Annotated in this window: 20 protein-coding genes; 15 read left to right on the forward strand and 5 right to left on the reverse strand. The window is 36.9% G+C overall.

Annotation, left to right across the window (positions count from 1 at the left end):
* Window positions 1–27 precede the first annotated feature (27 nt).
* Both pyrG and recJ read left to right on the forward strand, forming a co-directional pair.
* The gene (pyrG, locus tag HH_RS06525; RefSeq protein WP_011116190.1) at window positions 28–1,650 is read left to right on the forward strand and encodes a glutamine hydrolyzing CTP synthase; all 1,623 of its coding nucleotides are present in this window, start codon (window positions 28–30) and stop codon (window positions 1,648–1,650) included.
* A 16-nt stretch (window positions 1,651–1,666) separates the two neighbouring features.
* A complete protein-coding gene (gene recJ, locus HH_RS06530; RefSeq protein ID WP_011116191.1) occupies window positions 1,667–3,235 on the forward strand; it encodes a single-stranded-DNA-specific exonuclease RecJ in 1,569 nt (522 codons plus the stop codon).
* A gap of 13 nt (window positions 3,236–3,248) precedes the next feature.
* Here recJ and HH_RS06535 read toward each other — a convergent pair whose 3' ends face one another.
* Window positions 3,249–4,028 carry a carbon-nitrogen hydrolase family protein gene (locus HH_RS06535; protein WP_011116192.1) on the reverse strand — a complete coding sequence of 260 codons (780 nt, stop codon included), beginning with the start codon at window positions 4,026–4,028 and terminating at the stop codon, window positions 3,249–3,251.
* Window positions 4,029–4,232: 204 nt separating this feature from the next.
* Here HH_RS06535 and purB point away from each other — a divergent pair, with 204 nt between their 5' ends.
* On the forward strand, window positions 4,233–5,564 hold the full coding sequence (purB, locus tag HH_RS06540) for an adenylosuccinate lyase (RefSeq protein ID WP_011116193.1): 1,332 nt from the start codon (window positions 4,233–4,235) through the stop codon (window positions 5,562–5,564).
* On the opposite strand, the gene HH_RS06545 is transcribed toward purB, so the two are convergent.
* The 3 genes from HH_RS06545 to HH_RS06555 are packed head-to-tail and all read right to left on the reverse strand — an operon-like array spanning window position 5,542 to window position 7,435.
* A complete protein-coding gene (locus tag HH_RS06545) occupies window positions 5,542–6,120 on the reverse strand; it encodes an RDD family protein (RefSeq protein WP_011116194.1) in 579 nt (192 codons plus the stop codon). The two genes, purB and HH_RS06545, sit on opposite strands and share 23 nt — an antisense overlap.
* A gap of 5 nt (window positions 6,121–6,125) precedes the next feature.
* Complete coding sequence (pyrE, locus tag HH_RS06550; RefSeq protein WP_011116195.1) at window positions 6,126–6,740, reverse strand: orotate phosphoribosyltransferase; 615 nt, start codon at window positions 6,738–6,740, stop codon at window positions 6,126–6,128.
* 14 nt (window positions 6,741–6,754) lie between these two features.
* Window positions 6,755–7,435, reverse strand: a complete 681-nt coding sequence (locus HH_RS06555) for a hypothetical protein (RefSeq protein WP_011116196.1) — start codon at window positions 7,433–7,435, stop codon at window positions 6,755–6,757.
* Between the two features lie 143 nt (window positions 7,436–7,578).
* On the opposite strand from HH_RS06555, the gene HH_RS06560 reads away from it, so the two are divergent.
* From HH_RS06560 to HH_RS06595, 8 genes are all read left to right on the forward strand, one after another.
* On the forward strand, window positions 7,579–8,085 hold the full coding sequence (locus HH_RS06560; protein WP_011116197.1) for a DUF2147 domain-containing protein: 507 nt from the start codon (window positions 7,579–7,581) through the stop codon (window positions 8,083–8,085).
* A gap of 1 nt (window position 8,086) precedes the next feature.
* Window positions 8,087–10,201: an ATP-dependent helicase gene (locus tag HH_RS06565; protein ID WP_011116198.1), complete on the forward strand. Its 2,115-nt coding sequence runs from the start codon at window positions 8,087–8,089 to the stop codon at window positions 10,199–10,201.
* Entirely contained in the window at window positions 10,198–11,115 is a 918-nt protein-coding gene (flgA, locus tag HH_RS06570) for a flagellar basal body P-ring formation chaperone FlgA (protein WP_011116199.1), read from the forward strand. The genes HH_RS06565 and flgA overlap by 4 nt, the downstream gene beginning before the upstream one ends.
* Before the next feature lie 53 nt (window positions 11,116–11,168).
* Complete coding sequence (locus tag HH_RS06575; protein WP_011116200.1) at window positions 11,169–11,762, forward strand: UbiX family flavin prenyltransferase; 594 nt, start codon at window positions 11,169–11,171, stop codon at window positions 11,760–11,762.
* Entirely contained in the window at window positions 11,762–12,259 is a 498-nt protein-coding gene (coaD, locus tag HH_RS06580; RefSeq protein ID WP_011116201.1) for a pantetheine-phosphate adenylyltransferase, read from the forward strand. The genes HH_RS06575 and coaD overlap by 1 nt, the downstream gene beginning before the upstream one ends.
* Window positions 12,259–12,846, forward strand: coding sequence for a dTMP kinase (tmk, locus tag HH_RS06585; protein ID WP_011116202.1), 588 nt, complete (start codon window positions 12,259–12,261; stop codon window positions 12,844–12,846). The genes coaD and tmk overlap by 1 nt, the downstream gene beginning before the upstream one ends.
* A 3-nt stretch (window positions 12,847–12,849) precedes the next feature.
* Window positions 12,850–13,461: a phosphoribosyltransferase gene (locus HH_RS06590; protein ID WP_011116203.1), complete on the forward strand. Its 612-nt coding sequence runs from the start codon at window positions 12,850–12,852 to the stop codon at window positions 13,459–13,461.
* Between the two features lie 87 nt (window positions 13,462–13,548).
* The gene (locus HH_RS06595) at window positions 13,549–15,075 is read left to right on the forward strand and encodes a flagellin A (protein WP_011116204.1); all 1,527 of its coding nucleotides are present in this window, start codon (window positions 13,549–13,551) and stop codon (window positions 15,073–15,075) included.
* 58 nt (window positions 15,076–15,133) lie between these two features.
* On the opposite strand, the gene HH_RS06600 is transcribed toward HH_RS06595, so the two are convergent.
* Window positions 15,134–15,460, reverse strand: coding sequence for a c-type cytochrome (locus HH_RS06600; protein ID WP_011116205.1), 327 nt, complete (start codon window positions 15,458–15,460; stop codon window positions 15,134–15,136).
* Window positions 15,461–15,534: 74 nt separating this feature from the next.
* Here HH_RS06600 and folD point away from each other — a divergent pair, with 74 nt between their 5' ends.
* The 4 genes from folD to HH_RS06620 are packed head-to-tail and all read left to right on the forward strand — an operon-like array spanning window position 15,535 to window position 18,229.
* A complete protein-coding gene (gene folD, locus HH_RS06605; protein ID WP_011116206.1) occupies window positions 15,535–16,395 on the forward strand; it encodes a bifunctional methylenetetrahydrofolate dehydrogenase/methenyltetrahydrofolate cyclohydrolase FolD in 861 nt (286 codons plus the stop codon).
* Window positions 16,392–17,405: a signal peptidase I gene (gene lepB, locus HH_RS06610; RefSeq protein WP_011116207.1), complete on the forward strand. Its 1,014-nt coding sequence runs from the start codon at window positions 16,392–16,394 to the stop codon at window positions 17,403–17,405. Before folD ends, lepB begins: the two co-directional genes overlap by 4 nt.
* An 11-nt stretch (window positions 17,406–17,416) precedes the next feature.
* On the forward strand, window positions 17,417–17,860 hold the full coding sequence (rpiB, locus tag HH_RS06615) for a ribose 5-phosphate isomerase B (protein ID WP_011116208.1): 444 nt from the start codon (window positions 17,417–17,419) through the stop codon (window positions 17,858–17,860).
* A 15-nt stretch (window positions 17,861–17,875) separates the two neighbouring features.
* Window positions 17,876–18,229, forward strand: a complete 354-nt coding sequence (locus HH_RS06620; RefSeq protein ID WP_011116209.1) for a hypothetical protein — start codon at window positions 17,876–17,878, stop codon at window positions 18,227–18,229.

An 18,229-nucleotide genomic window follows, 5' to 3' on the forward strand; every position in this document is an offset into this window, starting at 1 on the left:
ACATCAAAATTTATGAAGGATTAGCTAATGGCAGTAAAATATATTTTTGTAACAGGAGGTGTCTTAAGTTCCCTTGGTAAGGGTATTACTTCTTCTTCCATCGCAACTTTACTTCAACAGAGCGGATATAGTGTATCAATTTTAAAAATTGACCCTTATATTAATGTTGATCCGGGCACGATGAGTCCATTAGAACACGGAGAAGTTTTTGTAACCTGTGATGGAGCAGAAACAGATTTGGATATAGGGCATTATGAGCGGTTTTTGAATAAAGATTTCCATAAAAAAAATAATTTTACCACAGGACAAATTTATATGTCTGTGATTGAAAATGAGCGCAAGGGTAAATATTTAGGCAAAACCATTCAGATTGTGCCGCATATTGTTGATGAAATTAAATCTCGTATCAAGTTTGCAGGAGAGGGAAGTGATTTTCTTGTTGTAGAACTTGGTGGAACAGTTGGTGATATAGAGGGTATGCCTTATCTTGAAGCTATGCGACAGATGAAGCACGAGCTAGGAGGCAAACAAGTTATTTCTATTCATATTACGCTTATTCCTCTTATGCGTGCAGCAGGAGAGCTAAAGACAAAGCCTACCCAACATTCCGTTCAAGAACTTAGACGCATTGGTATTTCTCCACAAATTCTTGTAGCGCGATGTGAGAAAAATCTTGACAAAGAGTTAAAGCGCAAACTTGCTTTGAGTTGTGATGTTGATAATGATAGTGTGATAGTGGCTCAAGATACGCAGAGTATTTATAAATGTCCTCTTAATTTCTTAGAAGAAGGCATACTTACTCCTATTGCAAGGCATTTGGAGTTGGGCGAATTAAAACCCAAAATGGATAATTGGGATATGCTTGTAAAAAAAATCATTGCACCCAAATCAAACATAACCATTGGTTTTGTCGGCAAATATTTAAGCCTCAAAGAATCTTACAAGTCTTTAATAGAATCTCTTATACACGCAGGAGCAAACACCGACACACGTGTAAATATCAAATGGATTGATAGTGAGATTTTAGTAGATAATCTTGCGCTTTTATATGATGTAGATTCTCTTCTTATACCGGGAGGATTTGGCGAGCGGGGCATTGAAGGTAAATTAGAGGCAATAAAATATGCGCGTATCCAGCAGATTCCATTACTTGGTATTTGTTTAGGTATGCAGCTCTCACTCATTGAATTTGCGCGCAATGTATTAGGAATGAGCGAAGCAAACTCTATTGAATTTGATCCACAAACAAAAGAGCCTGTGATATATTTAATTGAAAATTTTATCGATTCGCAAGGTGGGGTGCAATTACGCACGCATACTTCACCTATGGGTGGAACAATGCGTTTGGGTGAGTATGAATGCCATATCAAAAAAGGCACAAAGCTTTATGAGGCTTATGGCAAACAGACACTTATTAAAGAGCGTCATCGTCATAGATACGAGGCAAATCCTCACTATCGCGCACTTTTTGAAAAAAATGGTATGATTGTAAGTGGAGAGAGCAATGGACTTATAGAATCTATTGAGCTTGCAAATCACCCGTGGTTTGTTGGAGTGCAGTTTCACCCTGAATTTACTTCGCGATTGCAAAACCCTAATCCTGTCATTTTGGCTTTTGTGAAAGAAACTTTAGCACATAAAAAGACATAAATAAATTGGTATAAAAATGCGTCAGATTGATAAAGATACCCTTTTACAGATGCTCTTAGAGCGTGATTTAGAGCAAGGTATAGCGACCTTACGTGATTTGCCCAAGCCTGATTCACTTACACACGCACTTACAGGCGCACAAAAAGTGGTAGAATGTATGAATAAAGGGCAAGAGATTCTTGTGGTAGGGGATTATGATGCTGATGGAATATGTGCAAGTGCGCTAATGTGCCGATTTTTTGAGCGTTTAGGTTATGAAAAATTTAGGCTTGTTATTCCTCATCGTTTTATTGATGGCTATGGAGTGAGTGCTGCACTTTTGGAAAAATACGCAAATAATGCTTCTATTGTGGTAAGTGTAGATAATGGTATAAACGCATTTTGTGCAGGAGATTGGTGCAAAGAGCACAATATTGTATTTATCATTACAGACCATCATACACCCGCAAATACATTGCCTCAAGCTGATGTGATTATTGACCCTTATATGGCTGATTGCAGCTTTATACAAAAATCAATTTGTGGAGCAGTGGTAGCGTGGTATTTTTGCGCTGCGATAAAACAGATTCTTGGCGCCTCAATAGATATGGGCGAATTTTTAGAATATCTTGCTTTGGCAAGTATTGCAGATATTATGCCGCTTGTGGGGATTAATCGCATACTTGTAAAAAAAGGCATAGAGCGACTTCGCAACTCTTCAAGCCCTCTTGCTTTGTTGATACGCTCTAAGCTTAAAACTATCAATGCAGAGAATCTTGCATTTTCCATTGTGCCATTGCTTAATTGTGCTGGGCGTATGGCAAATGCAAATTTAGCTTTGGATTTTTTGCTTGCTCCAAGTGTTGTAGATGCACTTAGAATCTATGATAAACTCTTTGAACTCAATGTTCAGCGCAAAAGTGTGCAGAGTGAGATTCTATCTCTTGCACAAATGCCAAATATAGAATCTGAACATATTATTGTGAGTTATGGAGAGGATTGGCACGAAGGCGTTCTTGGTATTGTTGCTTCTTCACTTGCTCAAGAAAAAGGTAAGAGCGCATTTGTATTGAGTTATAGCAATGGCATACTTAAGGGGAGTGGGCGCAGTTTTGGAGGGCTTAATCTTATTGCAAGTATCACGCCTTTAAGTAAGCATCTTTTGCGTTTTGGTGGGCATAGTGGCGCAGTGGGGATAAGTTTAGAGTTAGAACAATTAGAGGGATTCATAAATGCTTTAGAATCTGCTCTCATATTTGATGATATAAAAGAAAATGCAATACTTGGTGTGATTGAGAGTGCGAGTATTAATGAGGAGCTTTTGGCGATTTGTGAGCGCTTTGAACCTTTTGGCGAGGGAAATCCAAAGCCTATATTTTTGTGTGAGAATCTTCAAATCCAATCTCTTAAGCCTCTTGGCAGAGATAAAAAGCATTTGAGCTACATATTGAACGATAAAAGCAATGGCGTGTTGCTTGAAGCCATAGAGTTTTTTGTGCCACAAATGCGTGAAATAGGACAAAGCGGTAATGTGCAATTTGAACTTATGCGCGATGATTATAACAATAAAGTCAAAATGAAAATTTTGCAATTTGATGTTTCGTAAGGATTCTAAACAATTATTCTCTAAACTGCCATTCTTTTTGTATTTGATGAATATGTGTTAAATCAAGCCCAACAAGCATCATTTCTTCTTTATCACCTAAGCTTTCTTCAATATGCCCATTTGCGTTGATAAAAAGACTATCTCCATAGAATCTCCAAGGCGTTTGCTCATAATAAAGCTCCCCAACGCGATTAATGCGCAAGATTGCCATAGAGTTAAGGAAAGCACGCATTTGACAGAGATTGCGCCATCGCATCTTGGAATTAAAAGTATTACTACAAGGCAAGAATACCACATCTACCTGCGCTTTTTTAAGCTTGAGCCATATTTCATCAAAATGTATTTCAAAGCCTGCGACAATACCTATTTTAAAGCCATCTTTTTCAAAAATAAGCGGTGTTTGCGGGGATTTTGAGACTTTATTATCAAAAAAGGCTTTTTCGTTCCAATGTGGATAAGCAATGAGTTTTTGCTGATGATAAAATTGTGCTTTGTCATTTTGAATAAGAGCGATAGATTTATAAAGTTTATTTTGTTCTCTCATAAGTAGTGGAGCGATAATATCAAGTTTGTATTTTTTAGAGAGTTTATGGAGCACAGAAAGCGTATCGGCAGAGAGAGTATGCGCCATTTCTTTAGGGTTTGTGGTGTCAAATTCTTTAAAAAAAGGATTAAGGACATATTCTCCAAGAGCTACAAGCTTGACTTTTTTCGCTTTGCAAGTTTGAAAATATTTTTCAAGCTTTGTGTCAGAGGACATAAGTGATGGAAGCTGTAAAAGCGCGACATTCATAAAAATATCCTTAGTAAGTAGGGAATCTTAATAGAGTTAAATCTTAAATGAGATTGTAGCATATTAAGCTAAGATTTATTATAATGGCAAAATTTGAGCTTTAATTGATGAGATTTACAATAATGAATTTTTGGCTATGAAATTTAACACTTTGCCATAACATAGTAGAACTTAAGCGGAAAATTGTATTATTAAGGAGAAAGTATGATAGAGCGATATGCACGCGAGGAAATGAAAAAACTATGGGATTTAAATGCTAAATATTCTGCGTGGCTAGAGGTGGAAAAGGCATTAGTGCGCGGGTGGAATAAGCTAGGGCTTATCCCTGATGATGATTGTGACAAAATATGCAAGAATGCAAAGTTTGATATTGCGCGCATTGATGAAATAGAGGCAGTTACAAAGCACGATTTAATTGCTTTTACTACAAGTGTGGCTGAAAGCTTAGGTGAGGAATCGCGCTGGGTGCATTATGGGATTACTTCAAGTGATTGTATTGATACGGCTGTGGCGCTGCAAATGCGAGATTCTCTAAAGATTATTTTAGAGGATATTAAGCAGGTGCGTGAAGTGATTAAAAAAAGGGCGATGGAACACAAAGGCACACTTATGGTAGGACGCTCTCACGGAATCCACGGCGAACCCATTACTTTTGGGCTCGTTTTGGCAATTTGGTATGATGAGCTAGGAAGGCATTTAAAGGCTTTGGAATCTACTTTGGAAGTCATCTCTGTGGGGCAGTTAAGCGGAGCAATGGGAAATCTCGCACATACACCTATTGAGCTAGAAGAAATTGTATGTAAAGATTTGGGGTTAAAACCCGCTCCTGTGAGCAATCAAGTCATTCAGCGTGATAGATATGCACGATTAATGAGTGATTTGGCACTTCTAGCTAGTAGTTGTGAAAAAATTGCTGTTGAGGTGCGGCATTTGCAGCGCACAGAAGTGTATGAAGCGGAGGAATATTTTGAAAAAGGGCAAAAAGGCAGTAGTGCAATGCCACACAAGCGCAATCCAGTGCTAAGTGAGAATATCACCGGACTTTGTAGAATGATTCGCTCTTTTGCTCTGCCAGCAATGGAAAATGTCGCCCTTTGGCACGAGCGAGACATTAGCCACTCAAGCGTAGAGCGTTTTATCCTGCCTGATAGTTTTATCACTACTGATTTTATGCTTGTGCGACTTAAGGGATTGCTTGATAAGCTTGTGGTGTATCCTAAAAATATGATGAAAAATCTTAATTTAACCGGTGGGCTTGTGTTTTCACAAAGAATCTTATTAGAGTTGCCTAAAAAGGGCGTTAGTCGTGAAGATGCGTATAAAATCGTGCAACGCAATGCGATGAAAGTATGGCAGGATTTACAAGAGGGTAAAGCAGTGGTGAATGAAAAAGGAGAGAGCTTGTATTTGCAGTATTTATTAGCAGATTCTGAACTAGTGGGGTTTATTGGTGAGGCGGCTATCAAGGAATGCTTTGCTTATGAGTATTATACAAAAAATATTGATGCGATTTTTAAGAGAGTGTTTGATGAGTAATAGACTCATCATCTTGGCTTATTACTTGTGTTTTGCACAGCACATCGTGCAGACATCTACCATCACGGCGCAATATTCCGATGAGGATTCCAAATAAAAAGCTTGTGCCAATTACCCATAATACATAACGCGCAAATGCCCTCAAAAAGCCTACTTTGCAATAAGCAATGTTTTGCGTGGATTTATTTGAGTTAGATTCGCTTCGCACAAGTTGAAGGTGCATATATCGGAAACCGGGTGTTTGGCTAGAGAGTGCTAAAAAAAGTGAAGTAATAAATCCATAGCCTATGCCACAGGCAAAAATAACACTTTGATTGTGCGTAAAAGCCTCTTTGCCATCTAAAAAAACATAAGTGGTAAGATACAAAAGAGGCATATTAATCATAAACATATCAGTGATAAATGCTTTTAACCGCTCACTCGCGTGCATTAGCTGTAATTGCTTTTTGAGTGAGAAGTTATATATATTTATCCATTGAGATTTTTTTACGCTATGTGCTAAGGGGGTTGTCTTTTGTGCGGATTTTATTTTCCGCCAACGTTTAGGCGTTCCCATAGCATTTAATTACCGCGACTACCGGGTTTAATTGCTTTTTGCTCTCCTGCATCACACAGAGGGCAGGAATGCGGCTCATACATATTAAATACAAAATCTTCAAGTGCAAAAAGCGGGATGTGCTCTGGCAATCGCGCCTCTTTTTTGCGCGGGAGATTTGAGCCTACGCGCTTACAGAATCCCCGATTTGCCAATCCTGCGTAAGCGACTATTTTTGCACCTTCAAACTCTACGCATTGAGCAGATTCTAAAGCTGAACCACCAGTAGTAATAATATCTTCGCATACAAGCACTTTTTCATCTTTTGCCACTTTGAAGCCCCTTCTTAGCTGCATTTGCCCCTCAACTCGTTCTGTGAAAATAAATCTCACACCTAGAGCTCTTGCGAGTTCATACCCTGCGAGGATTCCACCAAGAGCAGGAGAGCATACGCATTCAACTTTAATATGAGAATCTTTAATTTGTGCTGCTAAGGCATTGGCTAATTGCTGCGCAATGGCTGGATTTTCTAATACACGTGCTGATTGGAGATAGTGGTCAGAGTGATTTCCGCTGCTTAAGAGGAAGTGTCCTTTAAGCAAAGCATTCGCATTTAAATAGAGTTGTTTAACATCAAGCATAGAATCTCCTTTAATCAAAATTTATATGAGTATTTAAGATAATTTACACTCATACCGCGTTCTTTTTCATAATCAAGTAAATCATAGCCTACAAAAAGCTCGTGATGTTTGCCGTAGATAAAAATTGGTCCAAAAGCAAAAGTAGGATAAAACCATTTAGTGCGCTTAGTGCTAAGAGTGGGAAGAGCTGCACTATCTGTGCGTGAGAAGCTATAAGCTCCAAATGAACCAAGTCGCATACGAAATCCTATGTAGCGCGTGGCATAGATTCTATATTCAGCAGAAAATCCTCCACGATAAATTTGCATTTTATTAGGCTTATTAGCATCAAATTCAAAATCTCCAAATGCACCATAATTCGTGCGGTCAAAAAATCCAAATATGCGCAATGAATGATGTTTGCCAAATATAAAATCATATCCTGTTTCTATTCCTAGCATACTACTTGAGCCAAGTGAAGGTGTGAAAACTACGCCCACATTAACAAGTGCATATAAGCCCTCACGTGGGTCTTTTGGTTTGGGAATCTTTACTCCTGCAACCTCATAGAGTAAATCTTGACGCGTTTTAGCAACTTCTTGTAGAGCTTCATTTGGCTGGACATCATTTGAGAAATATTTTATAGGTGTTTTTTGCATTCCATACATAAGAATGCTACATAATGTGAGGCATTTTACTATAACACCATATTTCATTTGTATATGACCCTTTCAGTGTTTTTTAAATTGTGCTATTCTAATATAATTTTGTTATACTTGCAAAATTAGTTAAAAAACAAAAGCGAATTTTGTGCCATTTAAGGTTTAATTATTTTTTATGAATATATAAGGAGAAACAAATGAATTACAAAAAAATAATATTGATTTTGGTTTTATCTACGGCAGTTATTTATGGAGCAGAGCTAGAGGGTTATTATATGACTCATAAAGGTGAGAAAGGACAGCAAAGTATTGTGGAGTTTTTTAAAAAAGGTGATAAATACTATGCCTATGGTTTTGCTAATGTAGATGGTTCGCTACCCAAAAAAGATGTCAATAATGAGAATCCAGCTCTTAGAAATCGTCTTGATAAGGGGAGTGTATTTGTCTATAATCTCGTAAGAGAGGGTAAGAGTGATGTATTTAAAAATGGCAAGGTATATAATTTTGATTCAGGAAAAGAGTATTATGCCAAAGTAACGCTTAAGGGCAATACACTTGAGTTGCGCGGGAGTATTGATAAATCTGGCTTTATGGGTGAGACAAAGGTTTGGAAAAAGCTAAGCGATGAAGAAGTTAAGCCTTATCTATCCCAAAAGCCAGATTTTTCTGTTGTAGAAAAAAGTCTTAAAGATATAAAACCATAAGATGCCGGTATCTCTCTCATCTGTTCAACCACTTGTTCCACAAACACTTGAGCAAACTATTGTTTCGCTTAATGACGCTCAAAAGCAAGCAGTTGAACATATTGATGGGGCAATGCTTATCCTTGCAGGAGCAGGGAGTGGTAAGACTAAAACAATTACAACACGTTTAGCTTATCTGATTGATGAGGTTGGGATTCCCCCAAGTGCCACACTTACACTTACCTTCACTAATAAAGCTGCGCAGGAGATGAGAGAGAGAGCCTTAACACTTTTGCATAATAGATATGAATCTCCACCGCTTTTATGCACTTTTCATCGTTTTGGACTACTTTTTTTACGCTTTCATATTACTGCACTTGGGAGAAATGCAAATTTTGTAGTGCTTGATACTGATGATAAACGCGCTATTTTAAAATCTTTGTGCAAGATTCGTCCTATTTCACAGCTTGATTATTATATTTCAGATATGAAAAATGCCTTTCTTTCGCCCGAACAAGCACAAACTTATGCCCATAGTGAAGAATATAAGCTAATGAATAGAATCTATGGGGAATATGAAAATTATTTATTGAATAAAAATTTACTTGATTTTGATGATTTGCTTTATCTTACGTATGCAATTTTGCTTAAAAATGACAATATAGCAAAGCAAATGAGCGAAAAATATCACTACATTATGGTTGATGAATACCAAGATACTAATGAGATTCAATATAAAATCCTTAAACGTTTATGTCTTGCTCATACTAATCTTTGTGTTGTAGGTGATGATGATCAGAGTATTTATGGGTGGCGTGGAGCAAATGTGAAGAATATCTTAGGATTTCCTAAGGAATTTGATGAAGTAAAGGTTGTTAAGTTAGAGGAAAATTATCGCTCAAGTGAGCAGATTCTTAATGCTGCAAATGCACTTATTTCTCACAATAGTAAGCGTTTGGGTAAAAATTTAAAGAGTATCAAAGGTGCTGGAGCAAATGTAAGAGTAATAGAAAGTGAAAATGAAAGCACAGAAGCGGAATTTCTTGCTAAAGATATTTTAACGCTCCTTTCTCAAGGTATAAATCCGAGCGAAATTGCAGTTTTGTTTCGTGTAAATGCACTCTCTCGGAGTATTGAAGAGGGCTTTAATCGTGCTAAGATTCCCTATAAAATTATTGGAGCAGTGCGCTTTTATGAACGAGCAGAGATTAAAGATTTACTTTGCTATTTGCGATTAATTGTTAATCCTAATGATGATTATTCATTTTTACGCATTATTAATCGCCCTAGACGAGGGATTGGTAAGATTACACAACTTAAATTAGAAGAACTTGCGCGAACATTCAATACCTCTTGTTTTTCAAGTATTACCCAATATACACAGCAGAGCAAAGAAGCCATTGGAGAAAAGGCATATAATGCACTTTTGGAGCTTACTCAAAATATTGAACGTTGGCGTAAATATACAGATTTAGCAGATGTGATTGAAGATATGCAAGAGCATATTGTATTTACATTCAGTAGGCTTGATGAGGTAGATAGAAAGGGAAATATTGAGGAATTTTATGGTATGTTTCGTGATTATGCTATTGCTAATCCAAGCAATCAAGTTGAAGATTTTTTAAATGATATTGCTTTGGCAAGTCCTACTGATGAATTGACAGGAGAATATGTGAGTTGTATGAGCATACATATGGCTAAGGGATTAGAGTTTAAATATGTATATGTGATTGGTTTTGAAGAGGGTATTTTTCCTCTTTGGAATGATGAAGATGAAATACAAGAAGAGAGACGATTAGGCTATGTGGCAATCACAAGAGCGAAAGATTTTCTTACATTATGTTCGGCAAAAAGCAGATTGCGTAGGGGTAAAAGAGAATGGCTTGAACAATCGCGTTTTTTAAGAGAAAGTGGATTATTGGGCGTATATAATGCACCAAGTCTTTATAAAACTCAATCTATACAAGAAGAAGCAGAAGTGGTATTTAGCAAAGGTATGAAAGTGCAACATAAACTCTTTGGTGTAGGTGTAGTAGAATCTATAAAGGGTAAGGGAAGTCAGTGTCAGCTTAGGATTAATTTTTCCGGATTAGAGCGCGTGATTCTAGCTTCATTTGTGCAAAAGGTATGCGAATGAAACAATTTTTTCTTTTTTTTGTCATTTTTGCGAATATAAATCTAATCGCAGATGATATTTCTATCCCTCCATCTAAACTCTCATTGCAAAAGAGCTATCAAGTGAGCAAAAATAATATTTATTCAACAGATATATTTCCTCAAATAGATAAGCGTTTTAAGATTGCTACTCTACCTCCTGATAAATTCACTCTTAAACTTAAAAGTGTAGATATAAAGCTTATTTTTGCGCGCTATGGATATGAGATTAGCTCTTTTGAGAGTGAATTTGTAGAATTTAATTTTGTAAGTGATATGCGCGAAGATAAGGCATTGGATTTTATACAAAAAATGTATATTCAACATTATGGTAAAAGTCTCGAGATAAAAAAGCTACTCGTGCGTCCAATAGGCGTATTGCCACAACAATATGAATTACTTGAGTATGAATTAGCACCTCCTGCATTAAAAAAAAACAACGGCACTTTTGTGATGAAGTATCGCACTGGAGAGCATTCACATATCAAAAAAATCACTTTTGCTTATATGCTTGAAGGAACGCTTGAAGTGCTTAAAAGCACGCAAAATATTAATGTTAATGATACTTTAACACCGCAAAATACGCGCGCAGAGCGTATCACTTTTGAGCGAGTAGGTGCAGAATACATTAGCACACAAGAGATTTATAATAGTGGAGCGAAGAGCTATATTCGCGTAGATACAGCTATTACAAAAGATAAAATCAAGCCAAGAATCATCGTAAAAAAAGGAGATAAGATTCGTGTCTTTAGTCGTGAAGGTGGTATTACAACGGAAATAGTCCTTGTGGCAAGACAAAATGCCGTGCACAATGAAATTATTAATGCCCAAAATCCAAATAGCGGGAAAATCATACGCGTAAAAATTACCGATGAAGGCAAGGGTGAAATTTTGTAAGTGGTAAGCGTATTGATGATGTGGTATGATGATTAAAAAATTTAGGAGAGTATATGAGAGGAATCAAGAAGCTTGTAGTTGCTATAGGAGGAGCGAGCGGGGTGCATTTAGGTTTAAAGTTTATTGAATGTGTCCCAGATTCTATTGAATTGTTTGTGGTGGTGAGTGAAGGTGCAAAAGATGTTGCAAAGCACGAGCTTGATTATAATTTTAAAGAACAGCTTTTTGCACTCAAACATAAAAGAGAGTTTTGTATTTATAATGAAAATGAAATGGATAGCCCAATAGCTTCGGGTAGCTTTGGTATTGATGCTATGGCGGTTGTGCCAACAAGTATGAATCTTCTTGCTAAAATAGCTAATGGATTATGTGATGAGCTTATTTCACGATGTGCATCAGTGATGCTTAAAGAGAGACGAAAATTACTTTTGGCACCTCGTGAAATGCCTTTAAGTCCTATTGCACTAGAGCAAATGAGTAAGCTTTCTTTGCTTGGCGTGATAATTGCCCCTCCAAGTGTAGGGTATTATGCTAAGCCGAATGATTTAGAATCTATGGAGAGGTTTTTTATAGGAAAGTGGTTTGATGCACTTTGTATAGAAAATATACTTTATCAACGTTGGAAATATGATATAAAGGGGATTTAATGAGAACATTAGCCATTTATCCGGGCACTTTTGACCCTGTAACAAATGGGCATTTGGATATTATCAAACGTTCTATGGAGATTTTTGATAATGTAATTGTTGCTGTGGCTCAATCAAGCTCTAAACGACCAATGTTTTCGCTTCAAGAACGCATTGATATTTTAAAGCTTAGCACACAAAATTTAGTAAATGTGCAAGTTGAAGGTTTTTGCACTCTTCTTGCAGATTTTGCAAAGCAAAAGGGTGCAAGAATGATTATACGAGGATTGCGGGCTGTAAGTGATTTTGAATATGAATTACAAATAGGCTACGCGAACGCTTCGCTCAATCCAGAGCTTGAAACAATTTATTTTATGCCAACTTTAGAGAATGCATTTATTAGCTCATCAGTAGTGCGTTCAATCATTGAACATAATGGAGCATTTTCTCACCTTGTGCCAAAAAATGCTGCTGATTTTATTTATTCACTTTATACCAAACATAAAAGAGGTATGTAATGTATGTAGCAATTGAAGGCGTAGATACTTGTGGTAAAAGCACACAGATTCAATTACTCAAAGCGTATTACCCACAAGCTGTTTTTACCAAAGAGCCCGGTGGCAGTATTATTGGTGAGCATATACGAGATCTTGTGCTTTTTGCGCCTAAAAAATATGGTTTTACACTTGATGAACGGGCAGAGTTAATGTTATTTCTTGCTGATAGAGCACAGCATTATGCTCAAGTCCTTCTTCCGCACAAAGATAAACTTATTATTTCCGATAGAAGTGTTATATCGGGTATAGCGTATGCAAAGAGTATTGATATAGCACAAAGTATAGCCCTTAATGATTTTGTTTTGCGTGGTATGTTACCCGATTTAGTAGTCATTTTGGAGCTTGATGAGAAAAGCCTGAAAGAAAGGATTGAGAGCAAAAGCCACGATAATATTGAAAGTAGAGGCATTTCATATATGCTTGAGATTCAAAAATGCTTTAAAAATGTCGTTACCCAAATGAATCTTAAATATATAGTGCTTGATGCTACACAGGATAAAGAAAGGATTTGTGCCCAAATTAGAGAGCATATCAATATTTTAGTGTAACTTATGAAATGTCTTGTATGTGAGAAATGGAGCTTTAAAATTATTTGTGAAGAATGCCTTGCGCGTATTCCTCTCGTGCCTCGTTATAGAATCTTGCAAAGCGGCATAAAAGCATATAGTTTTTATCGTTATGAAGATGTAGCGTTTCTTATGCAGAGCAAATATCATCTTATTGGCTCTCGGATTCTACCACTTCTTACTAAGAGGGCGGCAGCATATTTTTTCACGAATTTTAGCTTTCATCATCTCACAAATCAATCTTTGCCTATTGCCCTTGTTGGTTTAGATGATTATCCCTATGGTGCATATTCGCACGTAGGTGTGATTGTAAAAGTATTTTCTCAAGAGAGCAAAGGTATTTTCAAAGCTTCTTTTGGTGCGCTCAAAGCTCAAAATAAGGTTAAATATGCAGGCAAAAACCTTCATTTTCGCCAGAACAATCCTAAGGGATTTGTGTATAAAGATTCTTTTATTCAAAATATTGATATACAATCGCGCGGATTTGTATTGCTTGATGATATTATTACTACCGGAACAAGCTTGAATGAAGCTATAAGTGCATTTAGGGATACTCAAATATTGTTTTGTTTGGCACTGTGTGATGCAAAAGAATAAAAAACAATTAAATTTTTTTCATCATAGCCGATTTGTATTACAGCCAAAGGCAAGGACGCCTAAGGAAAATTTTAAAAAGGAGTTACCATGGCTTTTCAAGTCAATACTAACGTTAACGCACTTAATGCGCACGCACAATCTACCTTTACTCAATACAACCTTAAAAACTCTATGGAGAAATTGAGTTCTGGTCTTCGCATTAACAAGGCAGCAGATGATGCTTCAGGTATGGCAATTGCAGATAGTTTGCGCTCTCAAGCAAGTGCGCTAGGACAAGCAATAAGAAATACAAATGATGGTATGGGAATTATTCAAATTGCAGATAAGGCAATGGACGAACAACTTAAGATTCTTGATACAATCAAATCTAAAGCCGTTCAAGCAGCTCAAGATGGACAATCTACACAATCTCGTTCAATGATTCAAATGGACATTATCCGTTTGATTGAAGGTTTGGATAGTATAGGTAATAATACTACTTATAATGGTATGGCTCTTCTTTCTGGTGCTTTTACTAACAAAGAGTTCCAAGTAGGTGCATATTCTAACCAATCTATTAAAACATCTATTGGTTCAACTACATCTGATAAGATTGGACAGGTGCGTATTGAGACAGGTGCTTTAGTTACTGCTTCTGGTGAAGTAACTGTAACCTTTAAAAATGTTGATGGGGTTAATGATATTACTTTAGAATCTGTAAAGGTTTCTCACTCTGCAGGAACAGGACTTGGTGTTTTAGCAGAAGTTATTAATAAAAACTCTGATAAAACAGGTGTTCGTGCTCAAGCAAACGCATATACAACTTCAGATGAATCAATTAAATCTGGAAGTTTGGCAAATCTTATGGTTAATGGTGTTTCTATTGGAGATATTATTGGTATTCAAAAAAATGATAGCGATGGACGTTTGGTGCAAGCTTTCAATGCTGCAACAATGCACACAGGTGTTGAAGCCTATACAGATAATCTTGGTCGCTTGATGCTTAGAAGCACAGATGGACGTGGTATTAGTTTGAAGGCTAATGGTGCTGTGCCAGGACAAGGTAATGATGTAGCAATTACTACTGTGAATGGCGGACACGATCTTACTACTGGTGCAAACAACTATGGACGTCTCTCTCTTGTGAGAACTGATGCAAGAGATATTGTTGTCTCTGGTTTGAATATTAGCTCAACAGGATATAATGATGATACAAAAGTAGCTCAAACAACTACAAACCTTCGTGATATGAAAGGTGTATTTAATGAAAATGTTCGTTCTGCTTCAGGTGCAAACTATAATGCTGTTATTGCATCTGGTGGAGCAGACCTTGGTTCTGGTGTAACAAGCTTAAGAGGTGCAATGATATCAATGGATATTGCAGAATCTGCAATGAAAACACTTGATAAAATTAGAGCAGACCTTGGTTCTGTATCTGGACAAATGGTAAGCACAGTAAATAACATCACTATTACTCAAGTGAATGTTAAGGCAGCTGAATCTGGTATTCGTGAAGTGGATTTTGCAGCAGAGAGTTCAGAATTTACAAAACTTAATATTCTTGCTCAATCTGGTAGCTATGCTCTCTCTCAAGCAAATGCAATTCAGCAAAATATTCTTAGGTTACTTAACTAATTGAAGTAACACTTCTTTAAGTCTCCTCTTTTTTTGGGGGGGGGGGGACTAAAATTATTTATGGACGATAAAGATACATATAAATTGCCGTAATTTCTTCATCAGTGAGAAAATATATGGGCATAACCCCTTTTTGAGTATGAAGTGCTTTGGCAAATGTGCTAAATTCAAGATTATTAATACGTGGTGCAAGCAAAGTTTTTTCTATACCTTTATGTTTATAGCGCGCTATAATATCACCCTCACCTTTATTTCCGTGACATTTATTGCAGGCTATACCTCGTGGATTCTCATAAAGATTTTTGCCATATTGATTTTCCGATAAGATTCCTTCATCAGCACTTGCTAGACTTATCACTAGAAACAATATCAGCTTTTTATTCATAAATCCTCACTTAAACGATATTTCTTTAATATCTTATATTATAATAACACAATGATAATCACAAAGGCTTTAAAATGACATTATTAGATGGCAAATCCTTGAGTGTAACGATTGAGCGTGATTTAACAGAGCAAATTGCTGCACTTGTTTCTCAAGGTGTAACGCCGGGTTTAGCAGTAATTTTGGTTGGCAATAATCCTGCAAGTTGCGCGTATGTGCAGATGAAAGCAAAGGCGTGTAAGCGCGTAGGAATATACTCTGTTACCCACGAAATGCCTTCAAAAATTACACAAGATGAGCTTTTATCTGTTATTGAGATTTTAAATAATGACCCAAATATTGATGGTATACTCGTTCAGCTGCCTTTGCCTGCACACATTCAGACAAGTAAAGTGCTTGAAGCAATCAACCCTAAAAAAGATGTTGATGGTTTTCATCCATTTAATATAGGGCGATTGAGTGTGAATGTTGATACTTTTGTCCCTGCAACGCCACTTGGTGTAATGAAACTCCTTGAATCTTATCATATTGATGTCCGCGGTAAAGATGTTGTGATTATAGGTATGAGTAATATTGTGGGTAAGCCGCTTATGAGCCTTATGCTTAATGCAGGAGCAAGTGTAAGTTGTTGTCATATTCTCACGCGCGATGTGAAACAATATACTAAGAATGCGGATATTGTATGTGTGGCTGTGGGAAAAGTCGGATTACTTAGTGCAGATATGATTAAAGAGGGTGCAGTTGTAGTAGATGTTGGTATTAATCGTTTAGAATCTGGCACACTTGTAGGAGATGTGGATTTTGAGAATGTCGCACCTAAGAGTAGTTTTATTACACCTGTGCCCGGTGGTGTAGGTCCTATGACTATTGTTAGCCTACTTCAAAATACTTATAAGGCTGCAATGTATCGTTTAGAGCAAAGGATGCGAGTATGAAAAAGTTTTTAAGTGCATTATGGGCATTTGCTTCAAGCTGGACAGGGACGATTGTTATCGTGCTTATTTTAATATTTTTTGTTATGCAAGCGTTTGTTATTCCTACACGTTCAATGGTTGGCACACTTTTTGAGGGGGATTTTTTATTTGTTAAAAAATTTAGTTATGGGATTCCCACACCACGGATTCCGTGGATTGAAGTGAATGTTTTACCTGATTTTTCTGGAAATGGACACTTGATTGCAGGTGAGCGTCCCAAGAGAGGTGATGTAGTAGTGTTTCTTCCTCCACATATAGAAAAAACTTATTTTGTTAAACGCACTTTTGCAGTAGGCGGTGATGAAGTGATTTTTGATAAAGATGGCTTATATCTCCACCCATTTGAGGGAGATGAATATGTAAGAGAACATTATTCAGGGCAAATTATCGTAGAACGATTAGGCAAACTTTTTGTAAAAGACCCTTATCGTGGGCAGCACCCCGGTATCACCTACCAAAGTGTATTTTATAAGAATCCAATGAGTATGGAGCGCTATTTTGCAGATGAAAATGGCAAACTTTATCAAAGAGTATGTGTTGAGGGCAATCAAGGGATAAATATAGGCGATGGTGAGGAAAGTTGCGAACTATGGCATAAAGAATACACTTCAGAACCATTAGAATCTTTTATAAAAGATTCTAATATTGCTTATACAGATATGAGCAATGGACGAATGATAAGTTCTATGGTCAAGCTTGATGGTATGTATTATAAAAAAATTGATGATGATGAGTTTTTTATGGTAGGAGATAATCGCAACAACAGCTTTGATTCTAGATTTTGGGGAAGTGTGCCTTATAAAAATATTATTGGTAAGCCTTGGTTTATATATTTTAGTATTAATAAGGCAAATTCTCAAGAAGCAGGAGCCGATGAAGATAAAAGCAAGCGTTATACAATTCGTTGGGAGCGAATGTTTAAAACAACAGAGGGACTTGAAAAAGCTGCTCGAGAGGCAATGCCAAAATGAAAAGAGATACAATGACTTATGTTATAGGGACAGACCACGCAGGATTTAAGCTCAAGGAATTTACTATTTCATTTTTGCAGAAAAAAGGTTTTGAAATCATAGATTTAGCACCTCAAACTAATCAAAGAGTAGATTATCCTGATTACGCAAAAAAAGTATGCGAGGCAGTGGGTGAAGAAGTAAATCGCAGAGGCATTTTGATATGTGGAAGCGGAATTGGAATGAGCATTGCTGCTAATCGTTTTAAGCATATTCGCGCTGCACTTTGTGTAGATGCTTATATGGCAAAAATGGCACGTGCCCATAATGACGCAAATGTGCTCTGTATGGGAGAGCGCATTAGTGGCTTAGGTGAGGTGGAGTCAATCCTTGAAGCCTTTGTAAGCAGCGAATTTGAGGGTGAGCGGCATCTTGTGCGTGTGGAAAAGCTAGGGAATCTAGGACAGATTCTATAAAGTTAAGGAGAAAGTATGGAAGGAAGTGTAGGAAATTTCATTGCAAAATGGTTTTTTTTAACGGGTTTTATTTTATTTGTGCTTTATATGATTGTGCGGACATTTTTTTATCGTTCTGTAGCTCAAAAAGAAGAGCGCAATTCTGCTTCTATGAAACTCACACTTAATGAAGCAGAAATCCTTATCCGCAAACATCAGCTCCAGCTTCAAAGGGCGTTGGGCAATATAGATATTCTTACTCAAGAGATGAATGCTTTAAAGAATGAAGTTAAAGTGCTCAAATCGCGTAATTCTCAATATAGAATCGAGACAGATAAATATAAAGCTCGCATTAAAGACTTGGAGCAAAAGATTGAAGCACTGCTTTAA

Source organism: Helicobacter hepaticus ATCC 51449 (genome assembly GCF_000007905.1).
Taxonomy (GTDB): domain Bacteria; phylum Campylobacterota; class Campylobacteria; order Campylobacterales; family Helicobacteraceae; genus Helicobacter_C; species Helicobacter_C hepaticus.

Bases quoted from the DNA above. Each gene is read 5' to 3' on its own strand.
- pyrG (WP_011116190.1), top strand. From the start codon at position 28: ATGGCAGTAAAATATATTTTTGTAACAGGAGGTGTCTTAAGTTCCCTT.
- recJ (WP_011116191.1), top strand. From the start codon at position 1,667: ATGCGTCAGATTGATAAAGATACCCTTTTACAGATGCTCTTAGAGCGT.
- HH_RS06535 (WP_011116192.1), bottom strand. From the start codon at position 4,028: ATGAATGTCGCGCTTTTACAGCTTCCATCACTTATGTCCTCTGACACA.
- purB (WP_011116193.1), top strand. From the start codon at position 4,233: ATGATAGAGCGATATGCACGCGAGGAAATGAAAAAACTATGGGATTTA.
- HH_RS06545 (WP_011116194.1), bottom strand. From the start codon at position 6,120: ATGGGAACGCCTAAACGTTGGCGGAAAATAAAATCCGCACAAAAGACA.
- pyrE (WP_011116195.1), bottom strand. From the start codon at position 6,740: ATGCTTGATGTTAAACAACTCTATTTAAATGCGAATGCTTTGCTTAAA.
- HH_RS06555 (WP_011116196.1), bottom strand. From the start codon at position 7,435: ATGAAATATGGTGTTATAGTAAAATGCCTCACATTATGTAGCATTCTT.
- HH_RS06560 (WP_011116197.1), top strand. From the start codon at position 7,579: ATGAATTACAAAAAAATAATATTGATTTTGGTTTTATCTACGGCAGTT.
- HH_RS06565 (WP_011116198.1), top strand. From the start codon at position 8,087: ATGCCGGTATCTCTCTCATCTGTTCAACCACTTGTTCCACAAACACTT.
- flgA (WP_011116199.1), top strand. From the start codon at position 10,198: ATGAAACAATTTTTTCTTTTTTTTGTCATTTTTGCGAATATAAATCTA.
- HH_RS06575 (WP_011116200.1), top strand. From the start codon at position 11,169: ATGAGAGGAATCAAGAAGCTTGTAGTTGCTATAGGAGGAGCGAGCGGG.
- coaD (WP_011116201.1), top strand. From the start codon at position 11,762: ATGAGAACATTAGCCATTTATCCGGGCACTTTTGACCCTGTAACAAAT.
- tmk (WP_011116202.1), top strand. From the start codon at position 12,259: ATGTATGTAGCAATTGAAGGCGTAGATACTTGTGGTAAAAGCACACAG.
- HH_RS06590 (WP_011116203.1), top strand. From the start codon at position 12,850: ATGAAATGTCTTGTATGTGAGAAATGGAGCTTTAAAATTATTTGTGAA.
- HH_RS06595 (WP_011116204.1), top strand. From the start codon at position 13,549: ATGGCTTTTCAAGTCAATACTAACGTTAACGCACTTAATGCGCACGCA.
- HH_RS06600 (WP_011116205.1), bottom strand. From the start codon at position 15,460: ATGAATAAAAAGCTGATATTGTTTCTAGTGATAAGTCTAGCAAGTGCT.
- folD (WP_011116206.1), top strand. From the start codon at position 15,535: ATGACATTATTAGATGGCAAATCCTTGAGTGTAACGATTGAGCGTGAT.
- lepB (WP_011116207.1), top strand. From the start codon at position 16,392: ATGAAAAAGTTTTTAAGTGCATTATGGGCATTTGCTTCAAGCTGGACA.
- rpiB (WP_011116208.1), top strand. From the start codon at position 17,417: ATGACTTATGTTATAGGGACAGACCACGCAGGATTTAAGCTCAAGGAA.
- HH_RS06620 (WP_011116209.1), top strand. From the start codon at position 17,876: ATGGAAGGAAGTGTAGGAAATTTCATTGCAAAATGGTTTTTTTTAACG.